Annotated in this window: 17 protein-coding genes and 1 pseudogene; 1 reads left to right on the top strand and 17 read right to left on the bottom strand. The window is 56.0% G+C overall.

Features of this window, described 5'->3' with window-relative positions; genetic code table 11:
• Nucleotides 1–395: 395 nt before the first annotated feature.
• Nucleotides 396–1745, bottom strand: a complete 1350-nt coding sequence (gdhA, locus tag PKO02S_RS26340; RefSeq protein ID WP_174819959.1) for an NADP-specific glutamate dehydrogenase — start codon at nt 1743–1745, stop codon at nt 396–398.
• Between the two features lie 305 nt (nt 1746–2050).
• Between gdhA and PKO02S_RS26345 the strand changes: the two genes are divergently transcribed.
• Nucleotides 2051–2356 (top strand): DUF5658 family protein, encoded by a 306-nt coding sequence (locus PKO02S_RS26345; protein WP_127587840.1) that lies wholly within the window; start codon nt 2051–2053, stop codon nt 2354–2356.
• Here PKO02S_RS26345 and PKO02S_RS26350 read toward each other — a convergent pair.
• The 16 genes and pseudogenes from PKO02S_RS26350 to PKO02S_RS26425 form a co-directional block, all read right to left on the bottom strand.
• Complete coding sequence (locus PKO02S_RS26350; RefSeq protein ID WP_127587842.1) at nt 2346–3605, bottom strand: methyl-accepting chemotaxis protein; 1260 nt, start codon at nt 3603–3605, stop codon at nt 2346–2348. The genes PKO02S_RS26345 and PKO02S_RS26350 overlap by 11 nt on opposite strands.
• Nucleotides 3606–3648: 43 nt before the next feature.
• Nucleotides 3649–4425 carry a prepilin peptidase gene (locus PKO02S_RS26355; protein WP_127587844.1) on the bottom strand — a complete coding sequence of 259 codons (777 nt, stop codon included), beginning with the start codon at nt 4423–4425 and terminating at the stop codon, nt 3649–3651.
• Between the two features lie 1088 nt (nt 4426–5513).
• Nucleotides 5514–5864, bottom strand: a pseudogene (locus PKO02S_RS33480) (response regulator); the annotation flags it as partial.
• 50 nt (nt 5865–5914) lie between these two features.
• Nucleotides 5915–7783 (bottom strand): hypothetical protein, encoded by a 1869-nt coding sequence (locus tag PKO02S_RS26365; protein ID WP_127587848.1) that lies wholly within the window; start codon nt 7781–7783, stop codon nt 5915–5917.
• A gap of 33 nt (nt 7784–7816) precedes the next feature.
• Nucleotides 7817–8359, bottom strand: a complete 543-nt coding sequence (locus PKO02S_RS26370) for a type II secretion system protein (RefSeq protein WP_127587850.1) — start codon at nt 8357–8359, stop codon at nt 7817–7819.
• 6 nt (nt 8360–8365) lie between these two features.
• Entirely contained in the window at nt 8366–8887 is a 522-nt protein-coding gene (locus PKO02S_RS26375) for a type IV pilus modification PilV family protein (RefSeq protein WP_127587852.1), read from the bottom strand.
• 14 nt (nt 8888–8901) lie between these two features.
• Entirely contained in the window at nt 8902–11277 is a 2376-nt protein-coding gene (locus PKO02S_RS26380) for a vWA domain-containing protein (protein ID WP_127587854.1), read from the bottom strand.
• 19 nt (nt 11278–11296) lie between these two features.
• Nucleotides 11297–12598 (bottom strand): S-layer homology domain-containing protein, encoded by a 1302-nt coding sequence (locus tag PKO02S_RS26385; protein ID WP_127587856.1) that lies wholly within the window; start codon nt 12596–12598, stop codon nt 11297–11299.
• A complete protein-coding gene (locus tag PKO02S_RS26390; protein WP_127587859.1) occupies nt 12595–13671 on the bottom strand; it encodes a type IV pilus twitching motility protein PilT in 1077 nt (358 codons plus the stop codon). The genes PKO02S_RS26385 and PKO02S_RS26390 overlap by 4 nt, the downstream gene beginning before the upstream one ends.
• 21 nt (nt 13672–13692) lie before the next feature.
• Nucleotides 13693–14442: a hypothetical protein gene (locus tag PKO02S_RS26395; RefSeq protein ID WP_127587861.1), complete on the bottom strand. Its 750-nt coding sequence runs from the start codon at nt 14440–14442 to the stop codon at nt 13693–13695.
• Between the two features lie 5 nt (nt 14443–14447).
• A complete protein-coding gene (locus PKO02S_RS26400) occupies nt 14448–15062 on the bottom strand; it encodes a PilN family protein (protein WP_127587863.1) in 615 nt (204 codons plus the stop codon).
• Between the two features lie 7 nt (nt 15063–15069).
• Nucleotides 15070–16068 carry a type IV pilus biogenesis protein PilM gene (gene pilM / locus PKO02S_RS26405; protein ID WP_127587865.1) on the bottom strand — a complete coding sequence of 333 codons (999 nt, stop codon included), beginning with the start codon at nt 16066–16068 and terminating at the stop codon, nt 15070–15072.
• 81 nt (nt 16069–16149) lie between these two features.
• Nucleotides 16150–16725, bottom strand: a complete 576-nt coding sequence (locus PKO02S_RS26410) for a prepilin-type N-terminal cleavage/methylation domain-containing protein (RefSeq protein WP_164821702.1) — start codon at nt 16723–16725, stop codon at nt 16150–16152.
• Nucleotides 16726–16866: 141 nt separating this feature from the next.
• Complete coding sequence (locus tag PKO02S_RS26415) at nt 16867–18075, bottom strand: type II secretion system F family protein (RefSeq protein ID WP_127587869.1); 1209 nt, start codon at nt 18073–18075, stop codon at nt 16867–16869.
• Between the two features lie 47 nt (nt 18076–18122).
• Nucleotides 18123–19859 carry a GspE/PulE family protein gene (locus PKO02S_RS26420; protein WP_127587871.1) on the bottom strand — a complete coding sequence of 579 codons (1737 nt, stop codon included), beginning with the start codon at nt 19857–19859 and terminating at the stop codon, nt 18123–18125.
• Nucleotides 19860–19919: 60 nt separating this feature from the next.
• Complete coding sequence (locus tag PKO02S_RS26425; protein WP_127587873.1) at nt 19920–20972, bottom strand: VanW family protein; 1053 nt, start codon at nt 20970–20972, stop codon at nt 19920–19922.
• Nucleotides 20973–22067: the final 1095 nt, after the last annotated feature.

Consider the following 22067-nt stretch of genomic DNA (forward strand, 5'->3'; position numbering starts at 1 on the left):
TTTTCCGGCGAGAGGCGGCTCTTTTTTTAGTGCACAGTTAATCGACAGCCTCCTTTTTCGGACTACAGACACCGTTGCTGCGAGGCGGCGCCACGGCTGCTGAAAAGGGGGATAATTTTCAGAGTAGCAAGCGGAGATTGTCTCACCTTACCGTATGAAAAGTTACTGGCTGGGACCCGGAGTGTCGTGCGGACAAGCAGGGAGCGAGCTGTGCAGGAGCGGTAGATGCAACCCCAGTCGGTACGATCGCCAAGTAGCCTTACTCTGCTACTCTGCAGTCCGACTCCCCAGTAAGTCAGGAAACCCCTGACGCTTCAATACGGTGAAGAATGTAAAACTTCTTATCTGTTAAATAAAACCCCCGGCTATGAAAACCGGAGGCCTTGCCAAACCAATTAGACTACGCCTTGTACCAGCATCGCGTCGGCGACCTTCAAGAAGCCGGCGATGTTCGCGCCTACAACCAGATTGCCTTCACGACCGTATTCAGCCGCTGCATGCACGCTGTTGCGATAAATATTGGTCATAATGGCATGAAGCTTCGCGTCCACTTCCTCGAACGACCAGGACTGGCGCATGCTGTTTTGCGACATTTCCAATGCCGAAACAGCCACACCGCCTGCGTTCGCAGCTTTAGCCGGTCCGAACAGCACGCCATGCTCCAGGAACAGATCGATCGCTTCCAGCGTGGAAGGCATGTTGGCGCCTTCAGCCACCGCTTTCACGCCGTTCGCGATAAGCTGCTTCGCCGAATCGGTGTCGATCTCGTTCTGCGTCGCGCATGGCAGCGCGATGTCGCAAGGAATCGACCAAATACCGGCACAGCCTTCATGGTATTCAGCGTGGGTATGAATTTTCACGTAATCGCTGATTCTCGCCCGCTCCACTTCTTTCAACAGCTTGACGGTTTCGAGGTTGATGCCTTTAGGATCATAAATGTAGCCATTGGAGTCGCTGCAAGCAACGACCGTCGCACCCATCCGATGCGCTTTCTCGATCGCATAGATGGACACATTCCCGGAGCCGGACACAACAACTTTGCTGCCTTCCATCGACAGCCCGCGATCCTTCAGCATCTCGTCCACAAAATAAACGACGCCGTAGCCTGTAGCTTCCGTACGCGTCAAGCTGCCGCCGTACAGCAAGCCTTTCCCGGTCAGAACGCCGGCTTCGAAACCGCCATGCAGCCGCTTGTATTGGCCGAACATAAAGCCGATTTCGCGCGCGCCTACGCCGATGTCGCCAGCCGGTACGTCGGTGTCTTGGCCGATATATCTGGACAGCTCGGTCATGAAGCTCTGCGTGAAGCGCATCACTTCCGCGTCGGACTTGCCCTTCGGATCGAAGTCGGAGCCGCCCTTGCCGCCGCCGATCGCTTGACCGGTCAAGCTGTTCTTGAACGTCTGCTCGAAGCCGAGAAACTTGATGATGCTGGCGTTGACGGACGGATGGAACCGCAGTCCGCCCTTGTAAGGCCCGATGGCGCTGTTGAACTGAACGCGGAAGCCGCGGTTCACTTGCACATGCCCGGCGTCGTCCGTCCACGGCACGCGGAACGAGATAACCCGCTCCGGCTCGGAGATACGCTCCAGGATGCCGGCTTGAATATACTTCGGATGTTTCTCGAAAACGGGAACAAGCGATTCGAATATTTCGAACACCGCTTGGTGAAATTCAGTCTCATGAGGATTGCGCGCTTTTACAGTTTCGAACACTTGATTGACGTACTCTCTAGCACTAAGCATGATGGCTGGCAGTCCTTTCGGGGTTGTAATTTTCTGACATAGCATGTCAGACATAAAAATAATTTTAATCGTATCCCACCCATTTTTCAATGAAAAAATTTAGCCATCTACTGCTTTAAAAGCCTAATGCATGTGAAATAGACCGTTCCGATTAAGAACGGCCTGAAGTCCCTCGTTTCCAAGGGTCTCAATTTCTACTTTCGCGACGAATAGACTATAGACGAATAGACTATAATGGTAGGACAACCCAGAATATCCAAGCGGCAACCACGTGGGGAATGACATTCCGATTGGGAGGGATTCGTTTGAACCGTTTGCTGATTGCGTTCGTCTGCGTCGCCAGCTGCCTGGATGCGCTGCTCACCGACCTCGGCCTGAGAATGGGCCTGATTGGAGAAGCCAACCCCATCATGCGCTTCCTTTACGAAAACAGCTACTACTCGTTCTACGCCTTGAAGATCGCGCTTCCCTTGTCGCTGTTCATCCTAGCCGCCCGCGTCGGCCAAAGGCTGCTCATCCACCGTTTGTTCCGCTTCTCCGCATTCGTCTATGCCGCCATTCTGCTTCTGCACACGTTCTGGCTCACCGCTTCAATCAATCCTACAATTTGAAAATTTGAATCGTCCGCTGCAGCTGCGTCACCATCCTAAGCATTTGCTCGGATTGCGTTACGACCGCTTTGACCGAGCCCGTCTGCTCCACCATCGAAGCCGATACTTGCTCGGTGCCGGCTGCGGATTCCTGTGTGATGGCCGAGATATTCTCCATTGTGCCCGTAATGAATTGCGAGGCGTTCATCATTTTGACGCTTTCGCCGGTAAACTCGTTCATCCGAGTCGTAATGAATTGAATGCTGCTGACCATGTTCGCGAACACCTTCTCCGTTTCCTCGATCGTCTCGCTTTGACGTTTGGCGATATTTTCGTTGATCTGGATATTTTGACGCGCTTGGCGGATGCTATTCTCGATGTTGCGGACGAGATGGAACACCTCCTTGGCCGAACGCTGCGATTCTTCCGCCAGCTTGCGCACTTCCTGGGCGACGACCGAGAATCCGCGGCCATGCTCGCCTGCGCGTGCCGCTTCGATAGAGGCGTTCAGGGACAGCAGGTTGGTCTGCTCGGCGATCTCGGAGATCGTCCGGGTAATTTTGCTGATATTGTCCGCTTCCTTCACGAGCTCGTCGATCGTACCGGCCACATTGGAAGTCGCGATGACGTTGTGCTGCACGCTTTCCGCCTGGCTTTCGACCGCATCCAGCCCTTTCTTCACGAGCTCCAGCGTCTGGTTGCACCGGTTGTTCATTTCTTTCGTCGATTCTACATAATCCGTTACTTTCGTCTCGATTTCCTTCACCACGGAGAAGCTCTTGAACACCCCGTCGGAAATTTCGTTCGCCCCGGAGGCGAGACTTGTAATCGAGTTGGTCGCTTCCACCAGCATCGTGTTGATGCCCTCGTTCTTAAAATAAATATCTCGGCTCGAGTCCGCTACATGTTTGGAAATCGCCGTCGTTTCGTGGAGCAGCTCCTTCAGCTTGACGATCATGCCGTTGAAGGAGCGTCCCATCTCGCCGAGCGCATCGTTCGAGCGGGCATCGACCGTCTGGGTGAAGTCGCCCTTCGCAATGTTCATCGCCACCCGCGAAACATCCTCGATCGGCTCGACAAGCGCGCTCTCCAGCCAACTCAGGTAAGGAAAGCTCAGCACCATCAGCACCAGCATCGAGATCAAGCCGAAAATGATGTTCACGTCGCTCGTCAGCATCAACACTACAATTATGGCGCTATAGGCCGCAACGAGCGCGTAGTACCCCAGCTGCAGCTTCGCGCGGAACGATTGGGCACGAAACCAGTCCATCCATCTCATCCTCTTTTCATAAAGTTAAGTGGTTCGAATTCGATTACGTAATGAGGTTCACGTACCAGGTCATGAGGGAATCCCCATAACAGAAGGCGACCAACCCGGCTACGGCGATGAACGGACCATATGGCATTGGCGATTTGCGGCTGAGCTTCCCCGAGGCGATCAGACTGAGCCCGATCAGACTGCCGAGCAGAGCGGACAGGAAAATGCAGAGCAGCACCAGCTTGACGCCCATCACAAGACCGATAAGCGCCATCAGCCGAATATCCCCGAAGCCCATCGGCGGTTTGCGCAGCAAGATCGCCATGTACGAGACGCCGAACAGGATGCCTCCTCCGAGCAGGAACCCAAGCGCATATTGCCACAGCGGAAGCGGATGCACGACGAGGCGCAGCGCGACGAAGAGCAGCATGGCCGGGTAAATGATTTTGTTCGGGAGGAGCATGTACTTCAAGTCGCTGACGGTCAAAATCAAAAGCACCGACGCGAGCGGATAAGCGATCCACAGCTCCGACGGTTTGTTCACTAGAAATGGAAGCGTCGCGAACAATACGCCCCCCGCAAGCTCGCCCAGCATGTAGATAGGAGAAAAGCGTTCGCCGCAGTAGTGACACTTGCCGCCGCGCACGAGCCAGCCGAGGATCGGCAGGAGGTCAATCGCGTTCAGCGGATGTCGGCAGCTGCTGCAGCTGGACCTCGGAGCGACGACGGATTCTCCCTTCGGGACGCGGATACCGACGACGTTGAAGAAAGAACCGAATAGCGTGCCAATAACGAATAATGGAACCATAACGGCCCAGGTCGGCCAATCCATAACGAACGCCTCCTAACTAATGCATTATCTTAGTAATTTTCCCTTTTGGAAAGCTCTCTTGCCGGGAGTGGGACGTTTCCCAGCTGGATGTTCAGCCATTGGGCCAACTGGTTGAAGCCGTCGATGGACAAGTTCACGACTTGCTTCTGGTTGTTGTTCGTCATCTCGATCGATACTTTGTTCTCCGCTTCGGTGCACACGACTAGAAACTGGGAGGCGTCCCCGTTCAATTCCTCATTCCAATTGCACATATAGCTGCTGGTAAAGTTCTTCACTGGTCCATTCCCCCTGAATAAGTTTATGATTTTGCCGTTGTCGCCGTATTTCGCGCCTCGCTGCCGGTATTCGGCGGTTTCGTTGGCAGCGCGGTTCGAGACAGACGGCTCCTCTGCTGCAAGCATCGGTGGCAGCGAATCGGCGACGGCTTCCTGTTGCTCGGCTTGAGCTTCTTGCTCCGCCATCAGCATCGTAAGGTCGTTCAGCTCGTCCAGGCTAATCTCTTCCTCTGCGACTGCCTGCTCCTCATCGCGATCTTCCATAATGGAATGCGGCAAGGCGAGCTCGTCGGTTGCCGTCGCTTCAAGCTCAGCCGGCTCGAGCTCGTCCGCTTGGCGGTTAGCCGACTCTTCCTGCTCTACTTGCTGCTCCGGCAGCTCCGTCTGCTGCGAATCCGCTTCCAGAATAACCGCTGCTTCGGTTTGCAGGAAGCTCGCTTCTTCGGCTTCCTCCTCGAGCTCCTCCGCCACCAGAGACGACGGTGCCTCCTCTTGCAGCCGCTCCTCCGGTTCCTCGACAGCCCGCTCCTCCATCAGAGCAGCGGCAAGCTCGGCCACATAACGCTCGAGGTCCTGCTCAGGTTCGGCTTCGACTTCAGCTGCGACTTCAACTGCGACGTCGGCCTCGGCGGCTTGCAGCGGCTCCGCTGCGACAGCCGCCGATTCCTCCAGTACAAGCGCTTCCGACTCGGACTGCACCTCCTGCAGTTGAGGCGGTTGCGCTTGCGGTACCGGCTGCGGAATAGCGGAATCGTCCTCCTCCCGCTCATCCATAATGGTCAACGGCTCATGATCCACTCGACGATAGCCGTACTTGCGGATGATCTCGTTCACGCGATTCGGCTTGAACGGCTTCATCAAATACCCGTTCGCCCCGGCCTTCAGCGCGTCTGAGATCAGATCCTGCTGGCTCATCGCCGAGCAAATCAGCACGACGGCTTGGGGATCGATGCGGCGAATTTCCTTCATCGCCTCGATCCCGTCCATCTCGGGCATCGTAATGTCCATCAGGACCACGTCGGGCCGCAGCTCCGAGAACCGCTGCACCGCTTGCTTGCCGTTCTCCGCTTCCCCAACGACCTCGTAACCGAACTGCTTCAGAATATCGGTCAGCATCTTGCGCATGAACTTGGTGTCGTCGACTACCAGTATGTTGAATGACATGGGGATTGCCTCCTTCCTGGATTGTGTCGCTCTCGCTCGCGTCTTGCTGCTTACTTATACTGAATGTCTTTGGCGAAGACGTTGAAATCGTTCATTGTCGGAATACCGGCCGGCGGCTGGTCGTAGAGCGCGTTGTCATAAATGATCTGAAGCCTGGAGCGGTCGGCCGGCAAATTGATTTGCGGCTCCGGCACGCTTCCGTTCCAGCGTCCTTCATATTCGTTCACGATACTGCCTCCGGTTAGCTCGCCACGCACTGCGTTCAGCTCCACCTCGTCTTCTCCATGAACGCCTCCGGTCAGCTTCAGCCTGGACAGGACGCCATAGAGCTTCAACCCTTGCTGGGAGTAAAGAAAAGCGCGGATCTGATCGTTGGCATTGTTCTCGTTGGTGTTGTTCCCCAGGACGATTTCTCCGGATGCAATAATGATGAGCGGGATTTTGTTCGTCTGACCGGCATCCGGCTTGTTGATCGAGCGCATCTCCTTCAGCTCGACGTTCCCGTTGACGTACACGGTCCCTTGAAGCGTGATGTCGCCGATAATTTTCAGATCGCCGTCGATGTACATCGTGCCCTGCATGAACTTGAAGCCGTTGTTCAGGGACACATTGCCCTGCACGGCAACGAATTTGTCCTCATCAATGCTGATTTCCCCGCGGAAATCGCCTGCCACCAGATTAGGGTCCGTTGATCTCACATACAAGGACCCTCTGCGCAGCGACAATACCGGATCGTCATCGGAACGGGCGGAAGAAGGATCGAACATCGTAAGCGTTCCGTTGTTGACGAACACATCCCCGTCCCCGGCCGATGCGCCGGGATCGACCGTCACTCGTCCTTGATAAGCTACCCACATATTCGTGTAGAGGATGCTCGTGCTTTTCGTCGCATTAGTCACCTCATAATCGACTTCATCCAGATGCTTTTCCCCGAAATTGCCGGTCAGCCGCTGGTTCGATTTCTCCAGCTTGTCCGCCACATAAGCGCCTACGTCCACCATCGTGTCGAAATCCAGCTTCGGATCCTCCAGCGGGAAGTAGAGCGGGGTGAAGTAGTTCGGCTCCATCACATCCGCACTCGTCGTTTCGATGTCCGTCTGGAGCGTATATTTCTTGTTCTCGTCGGCCGTAGTCCCGTCTCCATTCACCCGGATGAATCCGCGAAGCGCGGGCAACCCCGTCTGAACGCCGAATTTCGTGCCGGACGCGCCGACGAACATCGCTTCATTCCGCACATGAAGACTATTCCCCCGAACGATCACATCGCCTACTACATAGGGGGTTCCATTCAATTTCAGATCCCCTCCTGACGAAACCGGATAACGGAAAACCGGATTGATCGTACTGACATAGGCCGTCATCTGCTTCGTCACCGTGCGGCCCGGATGGCTGTCGATCGTCCCGACCGATTGAATGACGAATTTCCGTACATACGGAAAATCCGGGTACGTGATCGGCTTGTTCGCCGCTTCGGGATTGACGGTTTCCACGGATAAAATGTCGATCCGATAGCTGCCTCTGTTCGCTCGGACCACTTTGCCGTTGCCCGCCTTGGAGCCGGTTCCGATCTCGTCGTCGAAAGCCGTCAAGATGCTCGACAGTTGGGACTCCACCTCGTTGATCCGATTCCGGTAACGCGTCTTGCTGTTCTGCAGCGCATCCCCGTTCGTCTCTCCAGCGGCAACCGCGCGCCGGATCTGAGCGAGCGTATCGTCCAGTCCCTTCTGCGCGATCGCCTCCGCCTGGATGCCGGCTTCCGTGGAGACAGCCTGCACGGCTCCGCCGCGGAGCACTTCGAGCAGCACCATGCCCATAATCGTCATCAAGACTACCGCCAGCAAGGCGATGACGAGCGCCGCCCCTTCCTCGTTGTTCCATTCCAGCCTGTGGCTCTCGTTCTGCTGAGGCGGGTTGCTCACTCCGCACTCACCTCCTCCTGTATAGAGTCCGAATCATTCGTTGCGGATCAACGGAATTTGCGAATCAATCTCGAGCTCCGGCCGTTCGGCCGCCTTCAAGCCTTCGGCGTTTGCCCTGGTATACGTAAGTCTTACTTGGACCCGGTCATGACTGGAGCTTGCTTCGTTCAAGCTGCCGTCGCTAATCGTAAACCGGCTGCTTAGCTCGAACGAACGAATCGGCGTCGCATTTCCCGCCTGACGCACGACGATTTTGCCTCCGGCGGTTTCATTCGGCACTAGCTCCATCTCATAGAGATCGATGTACGTCGACGGGTTCGATTTGGCATACCGGATCATCTTGTCGGTGCCGGCTTGCTGCACGTAAATCGCATCCTTCAGCTCCGAAATGATCTGGCTGTACAGCGTATCGCCCTGGTTGCGCATCTGCGTCTCCACGGTCACGCGCTTGTACATGGAAATGCCCATCAGCAGAAACGAATATAAAATGGAGGCCACCATGCCGAAGATGACAAGCGCCGCCAATAGCTCGATCAAGCTCAATCCTTTTTCGTTAGCCTGCAATCGTCGCTGCATTTGGCGCTACCACCCTTTGACTAAGTAAGTGTCGAGCGTTGTGGAGGATTTAGCCGGAGGCGTCTCGAGCGACTCCTCCCCCGACCAGTAAACCGTAACGAGCATTTGAGCCAAATATTGATTGGAATCGGTCTTGAAGGCGTCCGTAGCTTCCCAGCGATGATGACTGTCGTTCAGCCGTACCAAGTAGCGATAGGTCGTCCCATTGACCACGGTCGGCTCGAGCAGTCCTTCCATGATCGCAGAGTCGGACGGGTCGGCCAAGCTGCCGCTGTACCGCGTCTCGCCGCCCATCGGCTCCTCGTACGCCTCCTTGAAATGGTCGCGCAGCTCGGCGACCTTCAGCCGGCCGAGATTCGCGGCGATAATGCGCCTGCTCTCTTCAGCCGACTTGTCCATCGCCGAGGTGAAGTTGCCCATCAGAATCGTGCTGATGATAGCCATAATCGTCACCCCGATCAAAATCTCGACGAGGGAGATGCCGTCTTCGTTGTCGAATTGCTTTCGGAATCGTTCCAAGCGGCTCACGCACATTCCCTCTTTTACCACCGATTCTGCTCCGTATCGATCTGGATGACAAGCGGCGACGGGGTGATCGAAGCGATTCCCTGATCGTCCACCAGCCTCATGAACACATAATACGTGCCCTTCGTCTCGTTCGTGGAAGTCGTGACCGTAAAGCGGCTGGCCGGCAGCTTCCGCCAAGCGGAGGCGTCATTCGGCGGCGCGGCGTCGGACTGGATGATATAGTATTTGTCCTTCACCGTAAAGGCCGGTTTGCCGTATTTGCTTACAACCGGATGGCTCGTCTCGACATTGACATAAACCGGTCGATCCGCGATTTCGCCTGTGCTGTATTCGACCGGGATCAACGATCCGGTTGGTCCCGGATTAACCACAAAATAGTCTGGATTGGCCGTACTCGTTCCTCCTGCCGAGGTTGCTTCATACTCGATTTGATGCCAGCCGATCCGTGTTGCAGCGTCGGTGAACCCTTGTACTTCGCTCAGCTTGAACGAGAAGGTGTAAGTGCCGCCGTTCTGAACGATCCGGTTGGCCGGTGCCGTAATCGAAGCCGAACGATTGTCCAGCCATACTTTAATGCCCGTCACCGGACTCAAATTCTCAGTTGCGGTAATCGTGATGTCGGCATCCTCAGCCGGATCCAGATTCGTCTTCGCCCAGCTGATGACCGGCCCGGTGCTGTCGAGCGATACGCGGCTTGTCGCCTCCGCTCCCGCCAATGGGATGGCTGCGCTGCTGCTGATCGAATTCGTGAACGCCTTGGCGCTGAGCCCGATATTTTGCCCGTCCGGAAGCACGACTCCTGGCGAAAACACGCTCCAGGCACTGCCGGCAATGCTGTAATAGAACCCTGCGATGTAGTTGTCGCGGAAATCTTCATTTCCGTATTCCGTGGAAGCAGGCAGCTGGTTCACCGAACCGGAGAAGCCGCTGATCGTCCCGAAGCCTTTGTGCCAGCCGTTGTCCATGATGAGGTTCCCGTTGGCATCCTTCAGCTCGAAGTCTGTCGGCGCGGTCGGCTTGAGATCCCATTGCGACTTGGTGCCGTCGCGGTACGTAATCCGCACGATGGAATGGTCGGCGTCGACAAATTGAATGTCGGAGATCGGGATGTCCTTCTCCTTGACCGACCATTGCAGCTCCAGATCGCCTGTTCGCTTGCGCTGTAAGCGTCCTTGCACGCTGTCCGTATTGGCATAGTAGACGTTGCCGTACTTGTCCATGATTCGGAAGCTAACGGAAAGCGTCGCTCCGAGCGAGATATTGAATTGCGATTGTTGGTTGCACGCATTCGTGTAGGATACCCTCGCATCCTGCAGCGGGTAGTTGCCGGCCGCCGTGTCCGGGATCAGATGCACGGCGATCGAATAGTCCGGCTGCTGGAACGGGTACGGGAGATCGCCCATGTTCACCAGCACTTGTTTGGTGACCGGATCGTAAGTTACGTTCGACGCGTTCTCGCCTGGTGCCAGAATAAAGCCGTCCGGAATCGGCTGGCGCAGCGTCACGTTCTTCAGCGCGGAAGGCGCTTCAATTGTCGTAGCGATGTCGTTGAAAATGCTCGCCAGCGCAGTGGCCGAGCTGGCTTGGTAAGCTTGGCCCTTCGTCTTCGTGGCGATATAGTTGAGCAGATCGAGATCGACTTCATCCGAGCCCTGGGTCGCCAGGGCGATCGTGTACACCTTGATGTTCGCTGCAGCCAAGGCGTCTGCGGACGCGCGGGCCGCCGCCGCCGAGCTTGCTTCGCCCGTCTTGCGCTTGTTGCCGTCCTTCTCGTCGGTCCACATCGTCGCTTTGCCGTCGGTAAGCAGAATCACTTGTTTGATCGGCTTCGTACCCGAGGCCGTCAGCATCTGCTTCGCCTTGGTCAGCGCATCGTCGATATTCGTGCTGCCGCCCGGGTCCAGTGCATCGATGCGGTCTTGAATCTGGGTATAGTTCGTTGTCAGATCCTCCACTTTCGTGGCATAATCGCTGAACTTGATCAGCCCCAGCCGGTCATTCATGCCTACCGATCGGAACTTGCTGGTCAGCGTCTCGGACGCATCCTTCAGAATGTTGATCCGCTTCGGCGTTCTCCGGTCGTCTTTCACCATATTGAAATCCATCGAGCCGGACACGTCCGCCACGAAAGCGACGTCGATCGGATCGCGCGAGGTCGTTACCGTATGCGTGCCGCCCGGGTCGAGCGTATAGTTGATCGTCACCATCTGGTTGCGTTCCACCATCGAGTTGGCCACGGAGCCGGAGCCTACCATAGTCAGGCAACCGTCCGTAAGTGTTGCGAGTGCGACACCGCCCGTACCGCCCGGGATAGGCAGTATGGACGCCGCGAGGACGCCGGTCAATAGGGTGGCCGTTCTTTTTTTCTTTTTCAGCAGCCAGTTGAACACTTTACTCCCTCCTCTAATTTCAGATTAATACCTGCAAGACGCGAGAAATAACCTTGAACGCTTCCGCACGGGTGAGCGAGCCTGCGGGTCTGAATGTGCCGTCTGGATAACCGCCTACGATGCCTGCGCTAACGACCGCACCGAGTGCTGTCCGATCAGCCGCCAGCAAACCTGCCGTATCGGTGAAAGTCAGCCCATGCTCCGTGCCTTTAATGGAGAACTTTTGAAGAATCCGATTAATCAGCGACACCATCTCGATCCGGGAAATCGCAGCATCGGGAACGAGATTCACTTCGACCGGCTTTTTATCGAGCAGGCCGGAGGCCTGTGCGGCTGCAACCATCGGCACGGACCAGTGCGACGCCATATCTTCATAGCCGGTTACCGGTGATAGAGCGGGGTCCAATCCGAGCGATTTGACCAGCAATGTGACGAACTCCGCCTTCGATAGCGTCCGGTCCGGACGAATCGTCCCGTCTTCATAGCCGTCGATGATCGCCTTCTGCATCAGGTCGAGAATTTCGTCCTTCGCCCAGTGCGAGGCGGCGTCGGAAGGAAGATCGGCAATTGCTTTCTCATTGAACTTTTTCAAAGTGGGAACTTGATCGGGAATGGCGGCCGTTTCTTTCTTGACCAAGCTCATCTGCTTCGAAATCGCTACATCCGGGTCCTGAAAGGCGATGCCGTATACGTTGAACAAGCCGTCGGACGGCACCGGCAACGCCCCCTTCTGCGCCGCTTCCGCATCGGTCGGAATGTCCGCCCACGGGAACAAGCCTGCATACGACTTGGTCCGGAAGGATGTTTGGGACGGCTGCTTGAAATACCCCTTCAACGTGTTGCTCTCATTCGTCGCGGCGTAGACAAGCCCGCCCTTGGCGTCCACGCGGATCTCATCCCAGAACACGAGGAGATCGTCCTCCTCCCGAGCAACAACGCCGGTCCACACGCGGATCGTCGCGCCTTCCGAATCTGCTTTGGTGACTACGGCGTAAGGCTCCTTGGAAATCACCGTACCAAGCTGCCAGCTTGCGGGTACAAGCTTCATCATGTCGTACACCTGCTTCCGGTCCGGGGAATCGAGTCCTTGCACCGCGACAATCGGATTGCTGCCATAGATGGCGGATGTTACCGAGGCAGGGAGGGATGTTGGTTGTACGGTTGGTTCATCTGTTGCTGAAGTTAGGGTTGACGTCGATGCAGGAGCCGCCGAGGTGGTTGGATCGGTTGTGTCTGCTGCTGTCGCCAGCATGGGCTGTGTCATTATCGTAAGCGTCACTAGCGTTGCTGCCGCCGTGCGCGTCCATTTCCGCTTTTTCATTGGGTGTCCTCTCCTAAACTCATTTCGTATTCCTTGATCGCTTCCCGGTGAATGAGACCTTCCTCGTACAATCGCTTCAAGCTCGACATCATCGTCTGCATGCCGATATGACGGTTGGTCTGGATGACGGATTTGATCTGGTAAATTTTTTCCATCCGAATCAAGTTCGCAACCGCCGGTGTGTTGATCAATATTTCGAGCGCCATTACTCGACCTTTGCCGTCGATTCTAGGGATGAGTCGTTGCGACAACACGCTGATCAATACAGAGGCCAGCTGAATGCGGATTTGCCGCTGCTGCTCCGTCGGGAACACGTCGATGATCCGGTCTACGGTCTGCGGGGCATCCGGGGTATGCAGCGTGGCGAACACCAGGTGGCCCGTTTCCGCCGCCGTAATCGCCGTTCGGATCGTCTCCAGGTCGCGCATCTCGCCGACGAGAATGACGTCCGGGTCTTGCCGCAGCGCTGCACGCAGCCCGTTGGAGAAGGAGAGCGTATCAATGCCCACTTCCCGCTGCGCTACCAAACAATTTTTGCTCGGATGAATGTACTCGATCGGATCCTCAAGCGTAATGATGTGCTTCTTCTGAGTCTCGTTGATAAAATCGATGATGGAAGCAAGCGTCGTCGACTTGCCGCTTCCCGTAGGCCCGGTGACCAGCACGAGACCCTGCTGCTTGAGCGCAAACTCCCGCACCAGGTCCGGCAAGTCGAGCGTATTGATCGACGGCACGTTCGTTGACAGGACGCGGAACACCATGTTGATGACCCGCTTCTGCTTGAACACGTTGCCGCGGTATCGGCACAACCCGGCAAGGGCGAAGGAGAAATCCACCTCGCCCTTCTTCATCAGATGGTCGTGCTGCTCGTTCGTCAGCACTTCCTTGGCCATCCGCTGCGTGTCCTCGGGCGTGAGCACCGTGTCGACGACTTTGACGAGCTTGCCGTGCAGCCGCATAAGCGGCTCCGTGCCGGTGTTGATATGCAAGTCCGACGCCTTCGATTCGTAGGAGATGCGCAGCAGCTCCTTGAGCGAGAGGGTCTCCGATATAAGCGGGGATACGAGGCTCATCCCGTCCGCCTCCCTCCAGGTTTAGTAGATCGGGTTCGTTCGTCCGACCGGTTTGGCCGCTTCGACCGGCTGCGGGGTTTTGTAAAACTTCTGCAGCCCAGGCGCATAGTAAGACACCAGTGAAACGTTCATCGTGATTTCTTTTCTAGGTGCGTTCAGCTTCACCGGTACCGCCGACTTGACCGAGAACGACAGCTTGTCCACTTGCATGATGCGCTGGGACGATTGCAGCTCGTCCAGGAACCGATAAATCTGCTGGTAATCGCCGCGAGCGCTTGTGTTCAGCTTAATTGGGATCGCCAGCGATAAATTGGCAGCCGGTGCTTGAGGGGCACCTGCCGCAGCCGGGTTCGTGCCATTGTCGGCGGCGCCGTTGCTGCTCTCCGATTGAGCGGCGGCCGTGGTTGCAGCGGCGTGCTTGGGCGCGTCCGACACTTTGCCGATCTCGAAGTTGTACCCGGACAGCGACATTCGACTGGTAACCTCCAGCATTCGCACATCTCTCAGCAGCCCTTCCACATCCGGCACCTCCGGCACTCGGCTGCGCGCCTGGGCCAGTCCCACTTGATCTTCGGCGCCGAGCCCTTTCGTGCTGCCTTCGGCTTTGCTTTTCAACCCTTGAAGCTCCTTCTGCTTTTGCGCCAGCAGCTTCTTCTTGGAATCGCTCGCCTCCATCGCCGGAGCTACGAAGTTGACATACACCATGATCAGGACTAGCAGGAGCAGCACCGCTCCGAAGATTTGATTTCTTTTGCTGGTGAAAACCCCCATCAGTCTCAACCTTTCTTGTTGGTTTCCGGCTTGAACATCAAGTCGAACGTCGCTTGAATGACCGGCATCGGCACATCCGCGCTAGTGGCCGGAGGCGTTCCCTCCACCGGGAGCGCCACCTTCGTCATCCCGCTCGTCCCCGTCAGCGTGAACGAGGCCGAAGCTTTGGCCGCTTGCATGAAGGTGACGACGTCCTCCGTGGAAGCGAAGTTGCCGGTCACCTTGAGCGTGTTGCCGTCGCCGAACGTGAGCGTCGTCATATTGGAGGCGGCCGGCATAAGCGCCGACAGCTTGTCCAGCACTTCCGCCGGATTCGGACGGCTGCTCTTGAGCGCAGCCGGCAAGCCGATGAAATCGGTGACGCCGCCGAGTGTCGGCGAGCTGGCGAGCCGGGCCTGGTAGTCCTTGATCTCGGCGTTCACCTTGACGAGCTCGGCATCCGCCTTTTTCACCGCCTTGTTGGAGCTGATCCAGAGCCATCCCATCGTGACTACGCTAAGGGCCACCACTACGAGCAGGACGACCGGGACCATCGTCAGCTGTTTCTTCGCATCCTCCGGCTTGAGCTGCAGGAGGTTGATTTCCAAGGAAGTCGTTCTTTGTGTCGTAGCTGCGCTCATTGCCTCGTTATGCTCCCTTCATCGCTAGTCCGACCGGAACCGCGTAGGCGTGCGAAGCGTCGTCGTTGCCTTGTATGATGTCGCCTAGCGGGAATGGAGCGATTTCGCCCGGGAAGGCGCCTTCGAGGTGCTCCGGCAGCGCGCGGATCCATTCGTGCTCGCCGACCAAGTAGATGGTCTGCAGATGCTCCTGATCCGTCGAAACCGTGTATTGAAAATAGTTCAACACGCGCCCGAGCTCCATGGCCAGGTTCCGGCCATAAGCGGCAATCGGGTCCGTGCCCGTATCCATAAAGTAGCTTGTATTAATCTGCAGGGAGCGGAAAAAAACCGGGATGCCGCCCACGAAAATGCTGATGTCCGCGTGGTCGGGCTCGACGTAAAGCAGCATAAACCGCTCTCTCATCGCTTCGCCGGTCAGCTTCACGCCGCGAATCATCATGCGATGCAGCGCTAGCGGTGCGAGATCTACGCTGACGGGAATGAGACCGGTTTTTTTCACGACCTGCCCATAGCTGTTCACCATTTCGGAAGGGGTTGCAAAAATGAGCACTTCTTCCTGCTGCGACGCTTTCGGCGCCTTCTTGCCCTCCTCGGCCGCAGGAGCCGCCGCGTCCTTCGGAGCGCCTAGACGGACGAAATCGAACACCGGGTCCTTGAACGGCAGCGTCTGTCCGCCGTGCAGCTCGACGTCGATCATGTTGCGCAACTCTTTATCTTTCAGTGACGAGAACACGGAACGGCGCAGGATCACGTTCGACAGGGGGACGGTGACGTTCACCTTTTCCCCTTGCAGCCCGAGCTGCCTGACGATCGAGCCAATGCGCGCGATAACTGATTCCTCGTCCACGAATTTTCCGTTTTTGATACTGCCTCTGTCCAACGCAATCGAGTGTCGTTGGGTCACGATAACTTGCCCGGGCGTGTTCATGATTTCAACCAATTTGGCAGACGTATCCGAAATTTGCATGCCGTACGCGTACTTGCTTTGTTTTTTCCCGAACATCTTGCCGGCTCCTCTCGGTCTTGCTTGCGATTTGTTAGGGTGGCGCGCCACCTTGTTGGGCGGCGCGCCTGGGCTTACGTGTTATGGAGTAACGCCGTCTTCCGTAATTTCGCCAGTAGTTTCAATAGCGGACTCCGCTACATCATCACCGTAAGTAACGGCGTCAGCCAGTTTTTTCAACGTGACCGAATATTCGTAGTTTCCTGTAGTACCGTTTCTTGTTACTTTTACGAAGCTGCCGGCTGTAGGTGCTGTTGCCACAGGAGTTGTGCCAGTATTCGCTGCACCCAATGCGTAAGTTTCAGGTTTGTTCGACGGATCTTTTGTAAGTACTTCCAGATACCCTTTATCGTGCAGCTCTTGCATAGTCAGGTAGATGGCGCCTGTACCCGTAATCGTGATGTTCTCGCTGGAAACCAGCAGTCTGGAAGCATCGATCAGCATATGTGCGTTCGAGCGATGCGCGTTTACGCGAGTTTTCTCCAAGATCGATCCGATCGACGGAATCGCGATGGCTGCGATGATGGCGATGATGACGATGACGGCCAATAGCTCGATCAGCGTCAACCCTTTCTCATTCTTGAACGCTTCGCGAAGCGTCATTTGTGGAGCGCGGAACTTCACCGGTTGTTTGTTTTCCATTACCATCTCATTCATTTCATTCCCACCTCTTCGATTGTTTGGGGTATGTACAATGCCTTGCAGGTCTTCAAACTCGTTGGAACGTGGTGCTGTCAGTACGTGAGACATGTGTGTTCTCACCTCCTTTCAAGCGCGATTGCGATAAGCTTTGTATGATTACAAATAGTTATCGTACATTTTGAACATCGGACTCATCATAGCGGCTACGATGATCCCGACCAGGATCGAAACGAAGAGCAGCATCAGCGGCTCGATAACGGCTTTCAGCCGGTCGACGCTTTGATCGACGTCCGCTTCGTAAAACTCGGCGATTTTAAGCAGCATCTTGTCCACTTGCCCGGTTTCTTCGCCGATAATCAGCATCTGGACCACCATCTTAGGGAAGAGGCCGCTTTTCTCAAAAGGATCCGAGAGCAGTTTGCCTTGCTGCAGGCTTTCTTTCGCTTCCCTCAGCACCTTCTCCATCACTTTGTTGCCAACCACTTTCTCCGTTACATCAATTGCTTGAAGTACAGGGACGGCGCTGACGAATAAAGATGACATGGTGCGAGTAATACGGGCGATAGCTGCTTTCTTAAAGATGATCCCGAAGATCGGAAATCGGAATTTCATCATATCGATCACATACTTGCCGTCATTATTGGAGGTGAACATCCTGTAGAAGGTAACAATTCCGGCAAGTCCGAGTAGGAACATCCACCAAAACTTCACGATGGCATCACTGGCGCTCATTACAAATTTGGTGATTAACGGTAATTCAGAGCCTTGCTCCAGGAACATACTCGCGAACGTCGGCACGATCTTGATCAGCAGGAAAGCCACGACACCAACCGCAATCACCATCACGATAACCGGATACGTCATCGCCGACTTGACCTTTTGAATCGTCTTGTGCTCCTTCTCGTAATGGTCCGCCATCCGGTCGAGCACGTCGTCCAGATTCCCGCCTGTTTCGCCGGATGCGATCATGTTCACGAACATCTCCGGGAACACCTTTGGGTGGTCGCCCATCGACTTGGAGAGCGAGTGACCCGTGCGGATTTGCTCGGACACATCGCCCAGCGATCGCTTCAAGTACTTCGCTTCCGTCTGATCCTCGAGAATCGAGATCGACTGGTCGATCTGGATGCCGGAGCGGATCAGGGTGGCGAACTGGCGGCAGAAGATGACGAAGTCTTCCAGCTTCACCGCCCGGCCGAAATGCAGCTCCTTGTCCATGGCCGTGCCGTCGCGTTCCGTTATGCTGCGGATGATCAGCCCTTTGCCGCGCAGCTCGCTGATCGCGCTCTGCTTGCTCTGGGCCCGCATTGTGCCTTTCGTGCGTTTGCCGCTTTCGGTTACGGCCTCGTATGCAAAGTTAGCCACTGTACGCTCACCTCAATCGTTGCCTCAATCATGCCTCATTCGTTGCCTCAATCTTCGGACACCGCTTTCAACACTTCCTCGACGGATGTATGTCCTTCGCGTACTTTCAGCAGGCCGTCGAACAGCATGTTCTGGTAGCCGTGCTGCGCCAGGTGCTGCTCGATCTCGCTCACCGGCCGGTTCTGCACGATCAGCTTGCGCAGCGGCTCGTCCAGGACGAGCACCTCATGAAGCGCGATCCTCCCGCGGTAGCCGGTTTTGTTGCAAGTGCCGCAGCCTCGGCCGCGCATGACCTTGACCCCGCCGTCGAGCGGCTTGATCGACCCGGTGCGGAACGCTCCGCCGCCGGTGCCTGTATGGGCGAGCCGCTCCTCGATCCGTCCATGAAGGCCGTGTATCTCGAGCAGCCGGGCTTCGTCCTCGCGAGCCGGCACGAGCTGGGCGCATTCCTTGCAGACGCGCCGGACGAGCCGTTGCGCTACGACGCATGAAAGCGATGAAGCAATCAGGTACGAGTCGATACCCATGTCGACCAAACGGCTGATCGTCGACACGGCGCTATTCGTATGGATTGTGCTGAGCACCAGGTGCCCCGTGAGCGACGCGCGAACGGCGATTTCCGCCGTCTCGGCGTCCCGGACTTCCCCGACCATGACGATGTTCGGGTCTTGCCGTAGAATGGAGCGCAAGCCGGAAGCGAACGTCAATCCGATCTGCGAGTTTACTTGCACTTGAGTCACGCCGGCCATCCGATATTCGACCGGATCCTCCACGGTGATGATTTTGACGTCATCGCCATTCAGCGTCCCGAGCGCCGAGTACAACGTCGATGTTTTACCGCTTCCTGTAGGACCCGTAATCAGGATGATACCGTTCGGCTTTTGAATCATTTTCTCGAACTTCACTTGATTGCTTGCGCTAAGACCCAGCTCGGCGGTTTTCTTGATCCCGGCCGACTGGTCGAGAATCCGGAGTACGACGCTTTCTCCATGTACAGTGGGCAGTGTAGATACCCGGATATCGATGCGTCGATTGTCGACCTGCATCTGAATACGTCCGTCTTGCGGCAGCCTTCGTTCGGCGATGTTCAGCTTCGAAATGATTTTGAGCCGCGCGGTGAGCACACCTTGCATATGCTTCGGCAGCGCTTTCTCCGTACGCAGAATGCCGTCGATGCGATATTTGACAATCAGCTGCTTCTCCTGCGGATCCACATGGATATCGGACGCTCTCTGCTGCACGGCGGACTGAATAATCTGATTCACGAGCTTGACGATCGGCGAGCCTTGGTCGTTCGCTTCCTGCTCCTCGTCTTTCCCGAACTCCAGTTTGTCCAAGTCGACCATGAGCTCTTCCACGGATTCCTTCAGCCCGTAGTTGCGGGTGATCGCCTGCTCGACCTCCGAGCGAATGGCTATGACCGGTTGTACGCTCATGTTGGTCGCCATGCGGATCTCTTCGATCGCGTCGTAATTAAGCGGATCGACCATCGCTACCTTGATTTTGCCGTTTTTGCGCTCGATCGGGATGACACAATGCTTGCGGGCAAGCGTCTCCGGGATCAGCTGCACGGTACTCATATCAAGCGCGGTCTCGAACATGTTGACCACCGGAAAGCCTAGCTGAAACTCCAGCACCTCGACCAATTGCCGCTCCGTGATCAGTCCCTTGTCGATCAGAATTTCGCCGAGCTTCTTCCGCGTATGCACCTGCTGCTTGAGCGCTTGCTCCAACTGCTCCTCGTTGATGAGTCCATTCATGACAAACAGTTCGCCTATGCGCATAAAAGGGTCCTCCTTCCTGAACTGTGACATTGGCGGCTTGGCGGCTGCCGGTCGAGGCGGTTAAGGTTTGATTTCGTTCGCCTTCAGCTCTTCCGCCGAAGGTCCCCGTGCGATGACGACCGGTTTCGGTGCATAAAAGTCTTTATAAGCCAGCTCGTTCTTGCCGTCATTCTTGGCGTCCACGAACACTTTCACCATCTGACCCGGAGCCCCGTCGCTCCGCCTCACTTCGCCTCTGCCTACTAAAGTAAAGTCCGTGAGAATCTGCTTCTCTTGCTGAAACGGCTCCTTCGTGACGGTGATCTTAGGTGCTTTGTAGGTTGCGCTTGGAGCTCCCGAGAACGTGAGGATCGGCACATCGCCCATGTACACTACACCGACCAACACTTCGAAATCGAACGGGTTGTAGAAGGACAGATCCTTCGTCCCCGGCTGATAGTCCACATCGAAGCCCGCCTGCGCGTAAGCCGGCAAATCCAGATGAATCTCGCGCTCGCCGATCTTCATGCCGAACCGAACTGCCGCTTCATGAATCAGTCCTGCGATATGCGACAGCTCGTGCTCCAGCTTGTCCGGCGTTTTCACCTTCGAAGCTTCCCCGATCCAACCGTCAAAGGAGAACAGCTTGCCTGGAGCGATCTTGAGCTGCGCCGCGAGGTCGAGCCAAGCTCTCTCGTTCGGGCTTGCATTGATGACGCTTTGTGCCGATGAGATCAGTTGGATGCCTGCCGCAGGTGCTGCCGGATTCGGCGAGCCTGTCGGAGTCGGTGTCGGCGTAGCGGCCGATACGGTTGTTGTAGGGGCAGATACGGATGTGCCGGCTGCCTGTTGGCCCTGTCCCGGACTGGCCGGCGGCTGTTGCTGTTGCTGTTGCTGTTGCTGCTGCGTGCCCCCATTGGGAGGCGTGGTCCCCGGCCTTGGCTTTGCGTTTGCCGATGGACCTTCTGTCGAAGCCGCTTCCTTCTTCCAAAACATCAAGCTATCCAACGATTTCGCCGGATTCCAGCTTACGACATCGGCCGCCATCAACCCGGCCACCGTAACCGAACCGGCTAGTACCGGTATGACGATCCATTTGATCGGCTGGAGAACGCTCTTGCGTTTCTGTCTCATCCCTTACCGCCCTCAAAGCTCGACATATTCCCGCCTCATCGGTGGGTGCCTTCAGCATAACCGCAAAATTCTACACCGCAAATCATACAGATTCATTATTTCGAAACGCCTAATGCATATGGAGTAATGTAGCCGCATCTATTCCGGGTAGGACCCCCAAAAGTGTGTCCTACGTAACACTTTTGGCGTTTCGCGGGGCATTTGTGAGAAAAAATCCCGATTTTTGCCACTTTCGAGGCAGCCGAAACTAATGCTCAAGCACTCAAGGCAGGATGACCCTGCTCCACTAAGCCTTTACAATCGCGCTGTAGAATTTTGTTTTTTTCTGAAATGTGGGCTCGAATTTGCCGGATAGTGTAGCGATGTGATGTGGTGCGGTGTGGGGTGGGGTGGAATGCGTGTTAGCGAACGGAGATTTGGTTAATACCTGCGACTAGTTTGGTAATAGCGTGCTTTGGATTGTTAAGGGTCGGATTCACGCGTGCAGAGGGAAAAATAGCAAACTTTTGTTTGTTAATAGCTAACTTTGGAGCTGATTGGGTTAGGGGTGCAGGGGGGTGTGCGGGAGGTAGCTGGTCTGGGATGAACTGATCTGGCGCGGGTTACGGGGAAGGCCTGGTTGGGTGGTGCCGGTTGCTGGTTGTGAGGAAGGTTTGGTCGGTAGAGGCGGTGTTACGGGGAAGGCCTGGTTGATTGTTACCGGTTGCAGGTTGTGAGGAAGGTTTGGTCGGTGGGGGCGGTGTTGCGGGGAAGGCCTGGTTGGTTCGTACCAGTTGCGGGTTGTGAGGAAGGTTTGGTCGGCGATGTGGCTAGCTGGATGCGGTGTTTAGCGAATGGAGATTTGGTTAATACCTACGAAAGGTTAGTTATTAGAGTACATTAGTTTGTTATGGGTTGGTTTCTTGCATGTAAGGGTATATTAGCAAACTTTAGTTTGTAAATAGCTAACTTTGGGGCTGATGGCGGCTAGAAGTCTAGCGCCAAAGTGGTACTGGTGGCATCTATCCTGCCCTGTCTGCCCTGTCTGCCCTGTCTGCCCTGTCTGCCCTGTCTGCCCTGTCTGCCCTGTCTGCCCTGTCTGCCCTGTCTGCCCTA

It is taken from the genome of Paenibacillus koleovorans NBRC 103111 (genome assembly GCF_004000845.1).
GTDB classification, from domain to species: domain Bacteria; phylum Bacillota; class Bacilli; order Paenibacillales; family NBRC-103111; genus Paenibacillus_AA; species Paenibacillus_AA koleovorans.

Bases quoted from the DNA above. Each gene is read 5' to 3' on its own strand.
- PKO02S_RS26390 (WP_127587859.1), bottom strand. From the start codon at position 13,671: ATGAGCCTCGTATCCCCGCTTATATCGGAGACCCTCTCGCTCAAGGAG.
- PKO02S_RS26370 (WP_127587850.1), bottom strand. From the start codon at position 8,359: ATGCAGCGACGATTGCAGGCTAACGAAAAAGGATTGAGCTTGATCGAG.
- pilM (WP_127587865.1), bottom strand. From the start codon at position 16,068: ATGTTCGGGAAAAAACAAAGCAAGTACGCGTACGGCATGCAAATTTCG.
- PKO02S_RS26410 (WP_164821702.1), bottom strand. From the start codon at position 16,725: ATGAATGAGATGGTAATGGAAAACAAACAACCGGTGAAGTTCCGCGCT.
- PKO02S_RS26420 (WP_127587871.1), bottom strand. From the start codon at position 19,859: ATGCGCATAGGCGAACTGTTTGTCATGAATGGACTCATCAACGAGGAG.
- PKO02S_RS26395 (WP_127587861.1), bottom strand. From the start codon at position 14,442: ATGGGGGTTTTCACCAGCAAAAGAAATCAAATCTTCGGAGCGGTGCTG.
- PKO02S_RS26385 (WP_127587856.1), bottom strand. From the start codon at position 12,598: ATGAAAAAGCGGAAATGGACGCGCACGGCGGCAGCAACGCTAGTGACG.
- PKO02S_RS26400 (WP_127587863.1), bottom strand. From the start codon at position 15,062: ATGAGCGCAGCTACGACACAAAGAACGACTTCCTTGGAAATCAACCTC.
- PKO02S_RS26350 (WP_127587842.1), bottom strand. From the start codon at position 3,605: ATGGACTGGTTTCGTGCCCAATCGTTCCGCGCGAAGCTGCAGCTGGGG.
- PKO02S_RS26425 (WP_127587873.1), bottom strand. From the start codon at position 20,972: ATGAGACAGAAACGCAAGAGCGTTCTCCAGCCGATCAAATGGATCGTC.
- PKO02S_RS26355 (WP_127587844.1), bottom strand. From the start codon at position 4,425: ATGGATTGGCCGACCTGGGCCGTTATGGTTCCATTATTCGTTATTGGC.
- gdhA (WP_174819959.1), bottom strand. From the start codon at position 1,745: ATGCTTAGTGCTAGAGAGTACGTCAATCAAGTGTTCGAAACTGTAAAA.